The 14627-nt window shown below is 40.4% G+C and carries 18 protein-coding genes and 1 pseudogene; 7 read left to right on the top strand and 12 right to left on the bottom strand.

Annotated elements, in window-relative coordinates; all coding sequences use genetic code 11:
• The 3 genes from V7K98_RS15190 (at position 1) to V7K98_RS15180 (ending at position 3375) form a co-directional block, all read left to right on the top strand.
• Entirely contained in the window at positions 1-954 is a 954-nt protein-coding gene (locus V7K98_RS15190; protein WP_335023157.1) for an asparaginase, read from the top strand.
• A gap of 438 nt (positions 955-1392) precedes the next feature.
• The gene (locus V7K98_RS15185) at positions 1393-1875 is read left to right on the top strand and encodes a group I intron-associated PD-(D/E)XK endonuclease (protein WP_335023155.1); all 483 of its coding nucleotides are present in this window, start codon (positions 1393-1395) and stop codon (positions 1873-1875) included.
• 42 nt (positions 1876-1917) lie between these two features.
• A complete protein-coding gene (locus V7K98_RS15180; protein WP_335023153.1) occupies positions 1918-3375 on the top strand; it encodes a YcjF family protein in 1458 nt (485 codons plus the stop codon).
• A gap of 120 nt (positions 3376-3495) precedes the next feature.
• On the opposite strand, the gene V7K98_RS15175 is transcribed toward V7K98_RS15180, so the two are convergent.
• A complete protein-coding gene (locus V7K98_RS15175) occupies positions 3496-4545 on the bottom strand; it encodes a sugar transferase (protein WP_335023151.1) in 1050 nt (349 codons plus the stop codon).
• 198 nt (positions 4546-4743) lie between these two features.
• Here V7K98_RS15175 and V7K98_RS15170 point away from each other — a divergent pair, with 198 nt between their 5' ends.
• On the top strand, positions 4744-5541 hold the full coding sequence (locus V7K98_RS15170; protein WP_335023149.1) for a 7-carboxy-7-deazaguanine synthase QueE: 798 nt from the start codon (positions 4744-4746) through the stop codon (positions 5539-5541).
• A gap of 227 nt (positions 5542-5768) precedes the next feature.
• Here the strand turns inward: V7K98_RS15170 and V7K98_RS15165 are convergent, their stop codons facing one another.
• Both V7K98_RS15165 and V7K98_RS15160 read right to left on the bottom strand, forming a co-directional pair.
• Positions 5769-6413, bottom strand: a complete 645-nt coding sequence (locus V7K98_RS15165) for a DUF3318 domain-containing protein (RefSeq protein WP_094342488.1) — start codon at positions 6411-6413, stop codon at positions 5769-5771.
• Positions 6414-6490: 77 nt separating this feature from the next.
• Positions 6491-7048, bottom strand: a complete 558-nt coding sequence (locus V7K98_RS15160) for a hypothetical protein (RefSeq protein WP_335023147.1) — start codon at positions 7046-7048, stop codon at positions 6491-6493.
• 295 nt (positions 7049-7343) lie between these two features.
• Between V7K98_RS15160 and V7K98_RS15155 the strand changes: the two genes are divergently transcribed.
• Entirely contained in the window at positions 7344-7760 is a 417-nt protein-coding gene (locus V7K98_RS15155; RefSeq protein ID WP_335023145.1) for an element excision factor XisH family protein, read from the top strand.
• A complete protein-coding gene (locus V7K98_RS15150) occupies positions 7748-8080 on the top strand; it encodes a XisI protein (protein WP_335023143.1) in 333 nt (110 codons plus the stop codon). Before V7K98_RS15155 ends, V7K98_RS15150 begins: the two co-directional genes overlap by 13 nt.
• Positions 8081-8125: 45 nt before the next feature.
• Here V7K98_RS15150 and V7K98_RS15145 read toward each other — a convergent pair whose 3' ends face one another.
• The 4 genes from V7K98_RS15145 to V7K98_RS15130 all read right to left on the bottom strand — a co-directional run bounded on the left by V7K98_RS15145 (position 8126) and on the right by V7K98_RS15130 (position 9598).
• Positions 8126-8557 carry an HNH endonuclease gene (locus V7K98_RS15145; protein WP_335023141.1) on the bottom strand — a complete coding sequence of 144 codons (432 nt, stop codon included), beginning with the start codon at positions 8555-8557 and terminating at the stop codon, positions 8126-8128.
• A gap of 5 nt (positions 8558-8562) precedes the next feature.
• On the bottom strand, positions 8563-8925 hold the full coding sequence (locus V7K98_RS15140; RefSeq protein ID WP_335023140.1) for a hypothetical protein: 363 nt from the start codon (positions 8923-8925) through the stop codon (positions 8563-8565).
• Positions 8926-9102: 177 nt separating this feature from the next.
• On the bottom strand, positions 9103-9366 hold the full coding sequence (locus V7K98_RS15135) for a Txe/YoeB family addiction module toxin (RefSeq protein ID WP_335023138.1): 264 nt from the start codon (positions 9364-9366) through the stop codon (positions 9103-9105).
• Positions 9347-9598 (bottom strand): hypothetical protein, encoded by a 252-nt coding sequence (locus tag V7K98_RS15130; protein WP_335023136.1) that lies wholly within the window; start codon positions 9596-9598, stop codon positions 9347-9349. Before V7K98_RS15130 ends, V7K98_RS15135 begins: the two co-directional genes overlap by 20 nt.
• 299 nt (positions 9599-9897) lie before the next feature.
• Here V7K98_RS15130 and V7K98_RS15125 point away from each other — a divergent pair, with 299 nt between their 5' ends.
• Positions 9898-11031 carry a hypothetical protein gene (locus V7K98_RS15125; protein ID WP_335023134.1) on the top strand — a complete coding sequence of 378 codons (1134 nt, stop codon included), beginning with the start codon at positions 9898-9900 and terminating at the stop codon, positions 11029-11031.
• 42 nt (positions 11032-11073) lie between these two features.
• Here V7K98_RS15125 and V7K98_RS15120 read toward each other — a convergent pair whose 3' ends face one another.
• From V7K98_RS15120 to V7K98_RS15100, 5 genes and pseudogenes are all read right to left on the bottom strand, one after another.
• Entirely contained in the window at positions 11074-11490 is a 417-nt protein-coding gene (locus V7K98_RS15120) for a putative toxin-antitoxin system toxin component, PIN family (protein WP_335023132.1), read from the bottom strand.
• Positions 11480-11707, bottom strand: coding sequence for a hypothetical protein (locus V7K98_RS15115; protein ID WP_335023130.1), 228 nt, complete (start codon positions 11705-11707; stop codon positions 11480-11482). The genes V7K98_RS15120 and V7K98_RS15115 overlap by 11 nt, the downstream gene beginning before the upstream one ends.
• A 75-nt stretch (positions 11708-11782) precedes the next feature.
• Positions 11783-11950: pseudogene (locus V7K98_RS15110) on the bottom strand (AbrB/MazE/SpoVT family DNA-binding domain-containing protein); the annotation flags it as partial.
• Positions 11951-11985: 35 nt separating this feature from the next.
• Entirely contained in the window at positions 11986-12900 is a 915-nt protein-coding gene (locus tag V7K98_RS15105; RefSeq protein WP_335023128.1) for a nucleotidyl transferase AbiEii/AbiGii toxin family protein, read from the bottom strand.
• 162 nt (positions 12901-13062) lie between these two features.
• Positions 13063-14466, bottom strand: a complete 1404-nt coding sequence (locus V7K98_RS15100; RefSeq protein WP_335023126.1) for a ferredoxin:protochlorophyllide reductase (ATP-dependent) subunit N — start codon at positions 14464-14466, stop codon at positions 13063-13065.
• Positions 14467-14627 lie beyond the last annotated feature (161 nt).

Here is a 14627-nt window from a genome sequence, read left to right as displayed (position 1 = left end):
ATGACAATGGGAAAACGAACTCAAGCCACAGCACTGGAAGTCCGGTTGCTGCGAGAAGGTATTATTGAATCCAGGCATATAGTCCAAGCCGTTGTATGCGACGATCGGGGACGGGTTCTAACAGTTGCCGGAAATTCTGAAACTGCTGCATTTATCCGTTCAGCGCTCAAACCATTTCAGGCACTCGCAGTCACCACTACAGGTACACTGGAACGCTATGACCTTAGCGATCGCGACTTAGCAATTATCACAAGTTCCCATAAAGGAAGCATAGATCAAGTCCGACAGGTATTTAACATCCTGTGGCGGGCCGATCTTGACCCCACCATACTCCAGTGTCCAACTCCTGAAGGTAAACACAGTCCTCTGGAATACAATTGCTCTGGAAAACATGCGGGAATGTTAGCTGTTTGTCAACAACGCCGTTGGCCCTTAAATAACTACTTGGATCGCAAGCACCCAATACAGCAATTGATTTTAGGCAAAGTAGCAGAATTGCTGCGAATGCCAGCCGCAGAATTTATTAACGCTCATGATGACTGTGGCGCACCCACTTATGTGATGCAACTCGGTCACATGGCATCTTTATATGCCCTGCTAGCCTCTAGTACTAATTTGGATATGGAGCGCATCGTCCGCGCTATGACTCATCACCCCGCAATGGTAGCAGGAGATGGAGAATTTGATACGGAACTGATGCGCTTAACTCCAGGGGAACTAGTCAGTAAGAGTGGTGCTGAAGGAGTGCAGTGCATTGGTAGACTCGGTGAAGGCTTGGGATTAGCAATCAAAGTCATGGATGGGACAAAACGAGCCAAACATGCCGTTGCTATTCACTTACTTAAGCAAATGGGTTGGATTAGTCCTAGCGCCGCCGAAAGCCTTTCAGAAAAGTTTGCCACGTTGGGAAAATACACGCGTTTAGAAGTAATTGGAGAATTATCGTTTTTATAGTTGCCAAACTCTTGACTATAAGTTATTATAAATAAGTCGAGAGCAACGCGGGATAGAGCAGCCTGGTAGCTCGTCGGGCTCAACGGGCAAAGTTAACTAGACGCTTATTAGTTAGGTTTGCTATGGGCGGCACGTAAAGAAACTTATGTGCGTTTATCTGTCAAACTCGGGGAAGCCAATAGCGCGGTAATCCCGAACCAATCCTCAGAAATGAGGAAGGTGTAGAGACTGGAAGGCAGACACCCTAACGATAATGGCGAGGGTGAAGGGACAGTCCAGACCACAAACCAGTATAACTGGGCAACGAAAGTTGTAGTTGGTAAGCATAACCCGAAGGTCAGTGGTTCAAATCCACTTCCCGCCACCAAATTAAAATAAAACCTCAGAATTTGAAAAGATTCTGGGGTTTTGTTTTATTTAATTATTTTTATTTTGCAGATGGACACAAAGCTTAGAGGAGACATAGCAGAACAAGCTGCTGTTCTTCATGCCTTAAAGCGTGGTTGGGAAGTTTTAAAACCTTTTGGCGATCGCCTACCTTACGATCTAGCATTTGATGTAAAGGGAACTCTAATTAAAATCCAAGTCAAATATGCTTGGTTGGATGAGCCTTCCGGGAATTATGTTGTAGATAATCGCCGCACTAAAACTAATCGACGGCTCATGCTTCGAGAACCATATCAGCTATCAGACTTTGATTTTGCTTTAGTATATATAGAAAAACTTGACCTATTCTATGTCTTTCCCGTAGATGTGTTCATAGATTATGGGAGCGAAGTACACCTAGTTGAAGCTGAAAAAAGACAGCGTAAACCACGTTCGGCACAATATAGGAATGCTTGGGAGTTAATTTTAACAAAATCTCTAGGTAAAGAAAGTTGTGTTCGATCGCCTGTTAAATTCCCAGAAGCAGGATTTTAATCTATTCTGGAAGAAATAGCCATCTAAAAGGCGCGGAGAATCATGGTTGTGAAGTTGCAGCGACCAATTTTAGTGGGAGGATTGGGACTTTCCTTTTCTCTGTGGATGTTGGACAGTTGGCACGATTCGATAGTGCAGGTGGGTGAGTTTGGTTTGTTGAGTGCCTTAGCTGTAGGTGGTGGTTTGTGGTTATTCCAGCAAAATCGCCCGAAAGACAGTTTAGAGCCGCTAAATGGTATGCTGGTTGATCGGAAAACAGTGGAAAGTGCGATCGCTAAAACTGAAACTGTAATTAACCAACTGGCACAAGAAGCAGAAAACCATCCAGCATTACCGACACTGCGAGAACAAGTTGCCCAATTGTTCTTTGAATTAGATAGACAAAAAATTAAAGTGGCTGTGACTGGCGGGAAATCCGTAGGTAAAAGCACCTTAATTCCAGTGTTAAAGCAAAATCTAGAGACACAAAACTGGGTGTCTTTAGAAGAGACAGCACCTTTGTTTAGAGAAACTGGGGACAATTCAGATGCAGCTGTTTTAGCAGAAGTTGCAAAATCAGATTTTGTTCTGTTCTTGACAAACGGTGATTTGACAGACTCAGAATTTCAAACCTTACAGCAGCTAAAAGCAGCAAATCAGCCGACAATATTGGTTTTCAACAAACAAGATCAGTATTTAGCCGATGAAAGCGCCAGCATCTTGCTGTCATTGAAACAGCGAATGCAAGGAAATGTAGTTGCAACAGCAGCCTCTCCCATCTCCATCAAAGTCAGAAAACATGAGGCTGATGGTGCTGTACAAGAGTGGATGGAAAAACCAGCAGCAGATATCCAGCAGTTGACGCAGCAGTTGGGTGAAGTTTTGGCACAGCAAGGACAACGGCTAGTTTGGGTAACTACCATGAGGAAAGCCGGATTGTTGAAAGCTGAGGCGAAAAACTGGTTGAATGGAACTAGACGCGATCGCGCCACCCCAATTATTGAACAATATCAATGGATAGCTGCGGCTGCTGCCTTTGCTAACCCAGTTCCAGCCCTTGATATTCTGGCAACTGCGGCAATTAATGCTCAAATGGTAATGGATTTGGGTAATATCTATCAGCAGAAATTTTCCCTAGAACAGGCGCAAACTGTAGCTGGAACAATGGGAAGTTTGATGCTGAAACTGGGTTTAGTCGAACTTTCTACAAAAGCTGTTAGTACTGTTCTCAAAAGTAATGCCATTACCTTTGTTGCTGGTGGCGTAGTGCAGGGAGTTAGTGCAGCTTATCTGACTAGAGTCGCAGGGTTAAGTCTAATTGAGTATTTCCAACAGCAGGAAATAGCAATAGATTCTGGTAATGATTTGAATTTGGAGAACTTGCGGCAAACTTTGCAAAAGGTATTTGGGCAAAATCAGCAGATTGGTTTTTTGCAGGGATTTGTTAAGCAAGGCGTGAAGCGTTTGTTGCCAGAAGTGCAGCAGGTTGAAGTTGTAGGTATGCAGAAGGCTGTAGGATAATTTCACTTACTTCTTGCTTTAGAAACCTAAAATTTACCCAAGCCCATAATGGGCTTGGGTGTATTTAAGAATTATTGCAAGAGTTGGAGTTAACAAAAAATTGTGAATAAGGGTAGTTAGCTAAACAGCGCCACTGTTTCTATTAAATAGAATAGCTATAGTTTTGAAAATTAGCTTTAAATCGTACACCAAACTCCAATTTTTTTGATACTGCAAATCTAGGCGAATTACATCTTCAAAACTGCGGACTGTAGACCTTCCATTGACTTGCCATTCGCCAGTCATACCGGGTTTTACATCTAAACGTTGCCACTCTGGTACTTCATAACGTTCGACTTCATCGGGTGTAGGTGGTCGAGTACCAACTAAACTCATTTCTCCTTTGAGGACGTTCCAAAATTGCGGTAATTCATCAAGACTAGTTCGCCGTAATAAGCGCCCTACCCTAGTAACTCTAGGATCGTTCTCATTCTTGAAAAATGCACCTTGTACTTGGTTTTTAACTTGGGATTTCTTCGCTTCTGCATCCACACACATAGAGCGGAATTTCCAAATCTCAAACCGTTTACCCATCCAACCACAACGGGTTTGACTAAAGAAAATTGGGCCGGGATCGTTAATTTGAATAGCGATCGCAATCGGAATAAATAAAACTCCCGTAATTAATAAACCAACTATAGACCCCACAATATCTAAAAACCGTTTCATCCAAGATGCCACAGAAGGATGAGTAGTAGGTAACGGCTCTACTTTACGGGAAGTTGTTTTCCGATTATCTACTAAGTCTTCTGGTTCTATGAGTAACCCATCGTCAACCGACTCTAGGGGAAAAACCTGATCCAATCCCGTGAGTTTTAAGACTGCCATTACTTGAGGTGTTACATTCCGCAGTGTTAATGTAACACCTTGAGTTTGGGCATATTTAAAATTACTCACCAATGCACCTAAACCACTACTATCCATAAAAGTAGTTTGGTGAAAGTCAATGATGATTTGTTTAGGATGTGAATTAGCCCCAATTAAGCTTTGGCAGGTTTGCTTAAAGCCTAAAGCCTCCAGCACGCTCAACCGCGCGGGCACCTGCATTATAGCCGTGTCGTTTAGGGAATTCACTGGAAAATCGACCTCTGTCGGTTGGCTAGTCATGAAGCTCTGCACTTTCGTTGCCATGTATAATGTAATCTGCCAAACATTATTTTGTCCTCCAAAATTACTTAACCTAATATTTAGAATCAGTAGTAATAAGGACTAATTTTTATTTACGGGGCTGAGATTGGAGATCGCTAGCGACGATTCACAATAGAACAAGAAGCCAAAAAACATCCTTGCTGTTGTGCCGACGCAGCGCGATCGCGTTACTCTCATCAAATGATTGCTAAAACTACGGTTACACCTACCGCACGCCTAATTGAGGTCTTTTCTGCCATTCAAGGGGAAGGACTGAATGTAGGGACACGTCAGATATTTATTCGTTTTGCTTTGTGTGATTTGCGCTGCCACTTTTGTGATAGTGCCCACACTTGGAATGCACCTGCAACTTGTCGGATAGAGCGATCGCCTGGATTGCGCGACTTTGAAATCCACTCTAACCCTGTTCCATTACCTATGTTAATCGAATGGGTGGAACAACAAAATCTACCTCGTCTACACGACAGCATTAGCTTAACTGGGGGTGAACCACTTCTTCATGCCCCATTTCTAACGCAGTTTCTACCCCAAGTGCGAGACATAACTGGTCTGCCCATATACTTAGAAACTGGGGGACATCGCTCAGAACAACTAGCAATGATTCTTCCCTATTTAGACTCTGTGGGTATGGATTTTAAATTGCCCAGTGTTAGCGGCGAGAGCCATTGGCAAGAACATGCTAAATTTCTCCAATTATGTCATGACTCATATTTAAATGTTTTTGTCAAGATAATTGTGTCTCAAAACACAGATCCAGCCGAGTTAGAACGTTCAGCTTCGTTAGTGGCAGAGGTTAGTCCAGATATCTCAGTATTTTTACAACCTGTTACGCCTTTAGCAGCATCCGAACAATTCTCCCCAATACCGATGCTTGCACCTACGGCCGATCAAGTTTTGACCTGGCAAGCTTTGATGAAGGGCTTTATCAAGCATGTGCGTGTGATCCCTCAGACGCATAAGATGCTTAACCAACTGTAAAAGCTTCTGTAAAATTTGAGTTTGATAAAGATGTAGTCAAGAAAAAAGTAAGATTCGATGAAATAGTCATTGCTGCCGTGAATCAGCAAAGCAACAGCCGCCTCAGCAGGTATTCCACTCAAAGGCAGAGTTTGAAGTTTAGATTTCACTCATATACAGACGCGATGAATCGCGTCTCTACTCCTAACTCTTGTACAGACGCGATTCATCGCGTCTCTCCTAACTAATTACAACCCGCCTTCATCTGGAGTTTTGGATTTAGCTTTTGCTTTATTGGCACTGCGCTTGAGGGCAGACAGCCTTGCTTCGTATTTCGACCGTTGGCGCTTACTAGGAGTATTGTCAATCAAGGTTTTCAAGGCGCTACCAAGACTCTTGTAGGCATTGGGGAGGCTATAACCAAAACGAGTTGCTAGAGCGATCGCTTTCTCATCAGCATTGAGCAATTCTCTTAGTTGCTTTTCCCCGCTATTTTTTTGGTACAGTCGCCAACCTGACACACCACACAGCGACAAAGCTAACACCAGCAGCAATCCATCTTGTACCCACAATTCGCCGACAGCACCACCTAAACCGATGGCTAGCGCTGCCATTTCCCAACCATCTTTAGGAATTGTGTCATTTTGAACGCGAGCAACTTCATGCCAGAACAGCAGATTACGCTGATCCATTGCCAGGGCATCCCATTTCACCAAGTCAATTTGAATTTCTACCTGGTCTTTACCAATTTCTTCGCAGCGAACCAGGGGTGGATTGACCTCAGTTGTGCCTTCAACCGTGACCCAGCTCTGTAATTCTGGCGGTAGTAAGCCTTTCAACCGCCGTAGTTCACTCATTTCCGCTTTGGCAGAGGAGGTTGCATAGGATGTCATAATATCCAGCCCTAGAAAATTTCAGTATATAGTGAGGGTATCACTTTGGAGTATAGCGATTTAAGTGATGATCCGTCTCAGTCGTTAGGAAAACTTCCTCGTTTTTTCCGCGCCTCCATTGCCTTTTCTAGCAAATCTAGTAATCCTGGAGCTTCTTCTTGGATACTGAGTAACAGTCTTTCCCCAAGTTCTATATTTCCCGGATCGAAACCTGTTGCCATCACTTCTTTAAGGCGAGGTATCGCTATCCCATCCACAATCTGAATTAATCCACTCAGACAACGGTGAAATTGCTTTTCTGTGAGAATCGAGTCTTCTAAAGGAAACTCAATAATGGCACGAATTTCACCATCAGACGGGTCATACTCCCATTGCAACATTTTGGTTTCCCAGGAAATGGCAAGGATCGTCTGTAAAATAACCCCCTTGTGAGGGTGATCTTGAATTCCTGCCAGAACTTGGGGGGCAAATACCCTAAAAAATTTCCCCTCTTCATCTAACTGAACAACTATTAGAAAATCTTCTAAGTTATCAGCCTCCACACCTGTTATAATTCGGTCTTCTTCATCATCAAAACGGTAGTCCCAACCAAGGTTATCTAAATAGTTGGCAATCTGTTTGAGGTTAGCTCCCATAAAAGCCTCATAAGGAACGGTGGAGCAGCTGTTACCAGACCTAGTTTAACCTGTCAGGGGAGTTGTTTAGGTTGGTGTAGATACTTCTGATTACATAGAAGTATGCAATTAGGGAGTTGGGAATTGAAGATAGGAAAAATAGATGATCGTTCGGCGCTGTGAATGATATTTTCCTTTATGACTTTTGCTCATTCTTAAAGAAGCAGACTTCAAATTGTTGTTTCGCTAGGTTGTCAATGTATTCTTGAAATAGAAATTCTTAAATCAAGCACCGCCATAAATTGGAATTAAACCTGTGTCTGCTAAAGATGCTTTTCATGCAGTTGTCAAAACAGCACTTGAGAAAGAAGGGTGGTTAATTACTCACGATCCTTATGCTCTCCAGGCGGGAACTCTTGAGCTATATATTGATTTAGGAGCAGAAAAAGTTATTGCAGCCGAAAAACAAGGACAAAAAATAGCTGTTGAAATTAAAAGTTTTTTGAGTCCTTCAAAAATTACAGAACTTTATGCTGCATTAGGGCAATTTATTATTTACCGAATTGCTTTACAAAAAAAAGAAGCCAATCGCACTTTATATTTAGCAGTTCCTAGTACTGTTTACAATGAGTTTTTTATACTTCCATTTATCCAATCTGTTATTCAAATTAATCAACTCTGTTTACTAATTTATAATATTGAACAGGAGGCAATAGACCAATGGCAAAGCTAGACGAATATCGACAGTATATTAAGAATTTACTTCAACAACACGCTAGTATTGTTTGGGATAATCGCATTCAAGCACAGACAATTTATGATACAGAACACGATCATTATCAATTAGTTTATGTAGGTTGGCACGATCAAGACCGCATATATGGGCCTGTTCTCCATCTAGATATTATTGACGAGAAAATCTGGATTCAGCAAGATGGGACAGAGGTAGGGATTGCTAATGAATTGGTTGAATTAGGTGTACCAAAAGAGGATATTGTTTTAGGTTTTCAATTACCATCTGTGCGTAAATATACAGATTTTGCTGTTAGTTAGTTGAATTTATTAAAAATAGCGATCGCTCTCTCATCTGTGGTTTGTTCAATCCTCTGGAGGATGCCAACCCGCAAGTACCCAATAACTGCGAACTTCTAGTGCATCTGCGTCATCACTCAAATGTAAGGCTGCAACAGTTGCTCTACCAGTTGGTGTTTTGCCAAAAATCTGCAGACCATCTTCAGTCCAGCCAAAATGCTCAAGCCAGACTTGGTTACGAGGGTTAAATAGCTTTACAATTTCGTTCGTATCTGGATCTAATCCTGTAGTTTTATCACTTTTATAGCGATTACACAGGGGACAAGCTAACCACAAGTTTGATTCATGATTGCTACCATTTTTAGATATGGGAATAATATGTTCAATTTCCAAACGTGCCATTACTAAACGCTGAGGACTTAAGCAATAACCACAGCGATTTCTAGCAGTAGTGCGGACACGACGTTCTATTTCTACAGAAATATAAAAGCGGGCCATTATTATTAATTAAGGGCGGGTTTCAAGCCGCGTTCAACAGCCACTTTTAAGGCTCTTGCTTTACTTACTAAGCCACGTCGATAGACCTGCATGAGTTCATCTAGTTGAAGAACTTCTGCATCATTCAGCTGTCCCTCTCGGTGACGTGCTTGCAACTCACTGAAAACCTCTTGCTGCTGAGTTTCCATCTGCATATCGCAGATAGCTAAAACCTGCTCATCGGGTAGAGACTCCAGAGGTAGTTCGGTAATAGCGCGATCAATCCATTCTAGTAATACATCTTCAAGTCGCCGATGTGTGAAAGCAGCGATTTCCTTTGCTCTTTGTGCCAGGATTTCAGGCAGTTGAAGGGTGACAATTTCAGTCATTTTCTACCAGCTTACCTTTTACTTATGATTGTATCTGCGATCGCTCTCTCATCTGCAATTTCCTAATTGAGAGCGGGTTTCAAGCTTCGTTCAACGCTTGTATCTGCGAGCGCTCTGCATCTTCTGGTTAAAAAGTGCGATCGCCTTAACTAAAAAAATATCCCCACTCAATAAAGTTTATTGTTCATAATGATATTTACAAGTCAAAATAATCAACAAATCTTCTTCCACTTTGTAAACTAATCTATGTTCATCTGTAATCCGCCTTGACCAGTAACCTTGTAATTCATATTTTAATGGTTCTGGCTTCCCTATCCCTGCAAAAGGATCTCTTTGTATATCTCTAATCAGTTCTAATATTTTTTTAAAGATTTTTTTATCTTCTGTTGCCCACTGACCTAATTGTTCAAAAGCTTCTGGCTCAAAGGCAACTTTTTTCATATTCATCTAAATCAATATAAACTAGGTTTCCTGCTTCTACATTTTCTAAAGCTGTGAGTAGATGTTTTTTGTTAGTTTCTGATTTCAGAAGATAGGTAGTTTCATCTTCTTCGGTTTGTGTTTCAATTAACACAATAACTTCTACAACAGTTCCTTCTGGTAATTCAGTTGTAGACAGTTCAATTTTGCCATCTTTTCCGACAATAGCCTTTTGCTTAATTCCACTAAGCATAATTTTTATTTACTCGCATCTTTATTACCATATTCTAACTGTATCTGACTGAGATGAGAGTGCGATCGCTCTCTCATCTGCAATTTCCTAATTGAGAGCGGGTTTCAAGCTTCGTTCAACGCTTGTATGTGCGATCGCTCTGCATCTTCTTGTTAAAAATTGCGACACCGAACAGCCCGTCGGAGACATCGCTATTAGACAGAATAGAACTCACATTAGTATTAGCTGAATTGTTAAACAACACATCAATGTGGGAATACTGAGTAAAGTGTAAATATTTTAGTAATTAGGAGAAGATTATGAGTTTACCAGTAACAGTAACCTTTATGCTTGCTGATTGGATTGTCAAAGGACTAAAAGATGGAACTCTTGAACGAGTTGGAGGTGTAATTAGAGAAGTAGGAAGCAAACATATCGTTACCTGGTTACGGGAGCAGATACCAAATAATTCTACTGTAAATCAGTTAGGGGAACTTGGGCGAAGTGTGCAACTAACTCAAGAAATTTTGCAGGTAACTAGTGCAGTCAGTATACTTAACCTTGGTGTCTCAGTTATAGGCTTTGCTGTAATAGCACAACGGCTTAAAGAATTAGAACAACGCTTACAACAAGCGCAAAAACTGTTAAATAACATTAATCGTAAAATCGATCTTAGTTTCTATGCTAATTTTCGTGCTGCAATCGAATTAGCAACTAATGCCTTTACGATGACCAAAACTGAAAATCGAAGAAGCAGCGCACTACAAGCCATTAACCGCTTTTTAGAAGCAGAGCATATTTATACTGAATACACAGATATCGAAATTGAGCAAAAAAGCCAAATTGCTGATGAATATCTGCTGACTTTATCTTTAGCCTATTTAGCTGAAGCTCGTTGTTATTTAGAATTAGAGGAACATGATACAGCACTTCGTCGCTTTCAAGAAGGGTCGATAGTTATTGGTTCTCGCATTCAGAAATATGTTAAGCTTCTGCTTACTTTTAATCCAGCAGTTTACTTACAGCCTCAGTTCAGAGGTCAGATTGATTTGCGGAGATTAACCCGAATTTATCAATGGCTCGATCCAACCTTGGATGAAAATGCAGTCTTCGATATGCAACGGATGAATCTATTCATGTTGGCTCAAGACCCGAATAACTCGAAGTGGGTACAATCAATACCAGGCGCAATTTGGGATTCCGAGATAGATTGGGTAGGTAAAGCAATTTGGGATGATCCTAAGCCGCAGATTTACGCACGTCTTCCTAAAACTTTGGCAGTAATGGAATCTATGATTGAAACCAATCGCCGCTTTGAATCTTACCAAACAGAAGTACAAGCAATATCCAAATTAGGAATCAGCTTTCATGATTGGCTTAAATTAACTCCGTCTACAGAAATTAAACCAGACAGCGCAGAATTAATCTACATAATTCCATCCAAACCTTTATAGTTACAGCCTTCCATCTGAACTAATTACAGGATTAAAGATGAATTAATTAAGGTCAAGAAACTCTCTGGGAGTAATAATCTGGTTTTGATATTCGGCTAGGGTCTTGAGTGATAAAAGGTCTTGATCTCCTGTGATTATAAATTCTGCATTGGCATCTTTAGCAAGTTCTAAAAATTTGTTATCATTTGGATCTCTACAGGTGTTTATTTGAGATTTTATTTCTATAAATTGACTGTACTTTTTAACTATGTTCAAAAAATCTTGTCGGTCTTCATCTGAGATATATTTATCGAACTTAGGTTTATAAATTCGTGTGTTTAATTCTTGATAAGTTTCATCGCTTTGAGCAATTTTAAATTCTTTATAGACTTTATCTAGGGCTTTACGGGCTGTTCCATTAGGACTTAGAGCAGCACTAATTAACACATTTGTGTCAATGACAATTAGTTTATGATTCATCGGCGAGTAATTTTTCTAGAGTCTCTTCGGTTAATCCTTTAGCTTGAGCATTTCTGCCGATTCTGTCAAAAACACTAAGTAAATTTTCATCTTTATTATTTGAAGAGGTTTTCTTTATTTCTTGAATAAGTTGTTCTTGTTCTTGTGCGGGAAGTTGTAGGACAAGATTAAGAATTTGCTCGAAGGTTAGGGGGAGTTGATAGGTTTTTTGAGTCATGGTGAGTTCTGGAGTTAGGGAATAGAAACTTGTTAGCTTTTTTAATCAGGTTTGAACCAGTTTTCTACTTTTAAATTATGATTCCTCTATACCTTGGCGAATTGCATTATCCATATCCTCAAGGGTTTTAGGTTTTCCTTGATATTTTAAACAACCTGCTACATCATCTAATTTAGTTTTTGGAAAAAGCTTCTTAGGTTTTAAAATAATTCCATTACGTATATCAATAATAATAAATTCTTGCTCCTTTGGTAGTCATGATTGCATTTTAAATTACTTTAATTCATAGATTCAAAGTCAACAAAAAGCCAATTTATTCCATCCATTATTATTGGAAATTTTTCTTCAGGTATGTTTAACTCATGAAAACATTTATCTCTATATTTTTCTTTTTGAGTAAAGTTAGTGATGGCTTTAACTAATGGCTTTTTTACTTCGTAACTTTCTTCAGCTTTAGCAATTGCACCTGCGGGGATTTCGTTATTTACACGCAATATTGCTAAGTCAATCAAATCTCTAGATTGTGTACTTGAATCGTTCCATCTGTCAGCATTAGCTATTAGTTTTGATGTAAATCTATCGCTTATACTCAGACAAGGTATTTTTGTCCATTCTGGATAAATAGGAGGGTCTAAAGTAAAAATCCCATTAGCTACAATTTCTACTTTAATAGTTGTTTCATTGACTACAACAAGGAAACGAATACCATATTGATTTATTGTACTGTCACCTAATTCGATATCTGTTGTACTTTGAAATAATGCCACAATTCCTTCATCGTAAATCAAATTTCTTAAATACCTATAATTTTCCATTCCATAAGGGAAGAGGAAATCAATATCTTTACTAAGCCTGTATTCATCATATTCTAACGCCAAGAGAGTACCACCGCCAAAGTATGCAGAAGCTTTTTTGAAAACTTCTGGATTGAAAGCATTAAGGATTTTAAGTATATTATTATGATGATCGAGATGAAACATTTCAAAATCCGGTAATATCCAGGAGTTATATTTTTTTGCTAAATAATGAACAAAATCCTTTTCTTCTTGTTTTAAATTCTTGAAGGTAGTTTGATGATGCCAATTGCGTTGATACAATTGAACAATTTCTTTCTCACTCATTTGATATACATTTTTTAGCTGCCAACCAATAGACTCTAGAAATGGTAGCTTTTGTGGATTGAGCTTAAGCATAATTAACTCTAATGGTTAAATTTTCTCTAAGTTATGATTTAGCGATATCCACCTGATTGTAACTATTTTTAGGCGATCTTCCTTTGCGCCTTTGTGAGACAAAAAAGGCGAACTTTTTGGGTTCGCCTTAATTACATGCTGTTGCTAAATCCAAATCCAAATCTAAATCTTCGCTTCTTCTCTCACCAACTTATCCCAACCCAAATCTTTCAAATTATTATTCCGACGCAACGGACGAGTCACCAACTCTAACATGTCACGCGCATTGGTAAAGCCGTGAATTTGAGCAAAGGTGAATTCTACAGACCACTTAGTATTAATACCGCGTGCTTCCAACGGATTAGCGTGAGCCATACCAGTAATTACCAAATCTGGTTTCAACTCATAAATCCGTTGAAGTTGATTGTAATTATCCGGCTTCTCTACAATCCTTGGCAGGGGTGAATTCATTTCTTGGCAAGTTTTCTCCAACAGCGCCAACTCAGCAGCTTGATAGCGCTTATCCATGTAGGGAATGCCGATTTCGTGAACTGTCATCCCACAACGGATTAAGAATCTTGCTTGGGAAACTTCTAGCAAGTTATCACCCATGAAGAATACAGATTTACCGCGAATCAGTTTCACATAATCTTCCAAACCTGCCCAAATTTGTGCTTCCCGTTCATCCAAACCCTTGGGAGTAATACCGAACACCGAGCAGATTTTCTCAATCCAAGCGCGGGTACCATCGGGGCCAATGGGGAAGGGTGCGCCAATGAGTTTACACTTGCGGCGGCGCATTAAGGTTGTAGCTGTGCGGCTAAGGAAGGGGTTGACACCAGCGACATAATACCCTTCTTCCAGGACTGGCAGTTCTGTGAAGCGCTTCGCGGGTAGCCAGCCGGAAACTTTGATGCCTTGTTTCTTCAGTTCCAAGGTTAACTGAGTAACTACGGGGTCGGGAAGGGAGCCAAAGAGAACTAAGGGTGGATGAACCACGTATTCAGATTCTTCTTGGGCGACATCTTCTTTCTTCTTACCGAAGTTTAGCAATTTAGCGATCGCATTCCGTTCAATTTTCTCAGTTTCCGCCACAGGAGCCTTATCAGGGCAACGGTTAGCCATTGCTGCTAAAACAGTGTCTTCCCCTTGGGTGAAGGCGTAATCTAGACCATTTGCCCGCGCTACTACGATGGGAATCCCAATTTCAGATTCTAGCTTCGGCGCTAAACCTTCCAAATCTGTTTTGATAATTTCGGTGGTGCAAGTGCCAATCCAGACAATTACACTAGGATTGCGATCGCGTTTAATTTGCAAGCACAACCGCTTTAATTCTTCATAATCATTCAACTGTGCCGAAATATCGCCTTCTTCCAACTCTGCCATTGCATAGCGGGGTTCAGCAAAAATCATCACCCCCATCGCATTTTGCAGGAAGTAGCCACAAGTTTTTGTCCCAATCACCAAAAAGAAGCTATCTTCAATTTTTTGGTATAACCACGCCACGCAGCTAATAGGGCAAAAGGTATGGTAATTTCCAGTTTCACATTCAAAGCTTAAAGCTTCTGGTTGTTGAGCGACAGTCATTTTGGTTTTTCTCCCCTTGATATTTAATGGCAGATCGACGAATTTTAGATTTTAAATTGATAATTTTGGATTAAAGACTGGGACAACAAAAGTATCCTCTGCCTAACGACAATTTCCCTAACTTCTAATCCAAAACCCCAAATCTAAAACTTAAAATTGCG

The organism is Nostoc sp. (assembly GCF_036917435.1).
Lineage (GTDB): Bacteria > Cyanobacteriota > Cyanobacteriia > Cyanobacteriales > Nostocaceae > Nostoc.
This window is presented reverse-complemented; position numbering and strand designations above follow the sequence as displayed.

What these genes read in the sequence shown, in the direction of transcription:
- V7K98_RS15190 (WP_335023157.1), top strand. Translation starts at nt 1, where the DNA reads ATGACAATGGGAAAACGAACTCAAGCCACAGCACTGGAAGTCCGGTTG.
- V7K98_RS15185 (WP_335023155.1), top strand. Translation starts at nt 1,393, where the DNA reads ATGGACACAAAGCTTAGAGGAGACATAGCAGAACAAGCTGCTGTTCTT.
- V7K98_RS15180 (WP_335023153.1), top strand. Translation starts at nt 1,918, where the DNA reads ATGGTTGTGAAGTTGCAGCGACCAATTTTAGTGGGAGGATTGGGACTT.
- V7K98_RS15175 (WP_335023151.1), bottom strand. Translation starts at nt 4,545, where the DNA reads ATGGCAACGAAAGTGCAGAGCTTCATGACTAGCCAACCGACAGAGGTC.
- V7K98_RS15170 (WP_335023149.1), top strand. Translation starts at nt 4,744, where the DNA reads ATGATTGCTAAAACTACGGTTACACCTACCGCACGCCTAATTGAGGTC.
- V7K98_RS15165 (WP_094342488.1), bottom strand. Translation starts at nt 6,413, where the DNA reads ATGACATCCTATGCAACCTCCTCTGCCAAAGCGGAAATGAGTGAACTA.
- V7K98_RS15160 (WP_335023147.1), bottom strand. Translation starts at nt 7,048, where the DNA reads ATGGGAGCTAACCTCAAACAGATTGCCAACTATTTAGATAACCTTGGT.
- V7K98_RS15150 (WP_335023143.1), top strand. Translation starts at nt 7,748, where the DNA reads ATGGCAAAGCTAGACGAATATCGACAGTATATTAAGAATTTACTTCAA.
- V7K98_RS15145 (WP_335023141.1), bottom strand. Translation starts at nt 8,557, where the DNA reads ATGGCCCGCTTTTATATTTCTGTAGAAATAGAACGTCGTGTCCGCACT.
- V7K98_RS15140 (WP_335023140.1), bottom strand. Translation starts at nt 8,925, where the DNA reads ATGACTGAAATTGTCACCCTTCAACTGCCTGAAATCCTGGCACAAAGA.
- V7K98_RS15135 (WP_335023138.1), bottom strand. Translation starts at nt 9,366, where the DNA reads ATGAAAAAAGTTGCCTTTGAGCCAGAAGCTTTTGAACAATTAGGTCAG.
- V7K98_RS15130 (WP_335023136.1), bottom strand. Translation starts at nt 9,598, where the DNA reads ATGCTTAGTGGAATTAAGCAAAAGGCTATTGTCGGAAAAGATGGCAAA.
- V7K98_RS15125 (WP_335023134.1), top strand. Translation starts at nt 9,898, where the DNA reads ATGAGTTTACCAGTAACAGTAACCTTTATGCTTGCTGATTGGATTGTC.
- V7K98_RS15120 (WP_335023132.1), bottom strand. Translation starts at nt 11,490, where the DNA reads ATGAATCATAAACTAATTGTCATTGACACAAATGTGTTAATTAGTGCT.
- V7K98_RS15115 (WP_335023130.1), bottom strand. Translation starts at nt 11,707, where the DNA reads ATGACTCAAAAAACCTATCAACTCCCCCTAACCTTCGAGCAAATTCTT.
- V7K98_RS15105 (WP_335023128.1), bottom strand. Translation starts at nt 12,900, where the DNA reads ATGCTTAAGCTCAATCCACAAAAGCTACCATTTCTAGAGTCTATTGGT.
- V7K98_RS15100 (WP_335023126.1), bottom strand. Translation starts at nt 14,466, where the DNA reads ATGACTGTCGCTCAACAACCAGAAGCTTTAAGCTTTGAATGTGAAACT.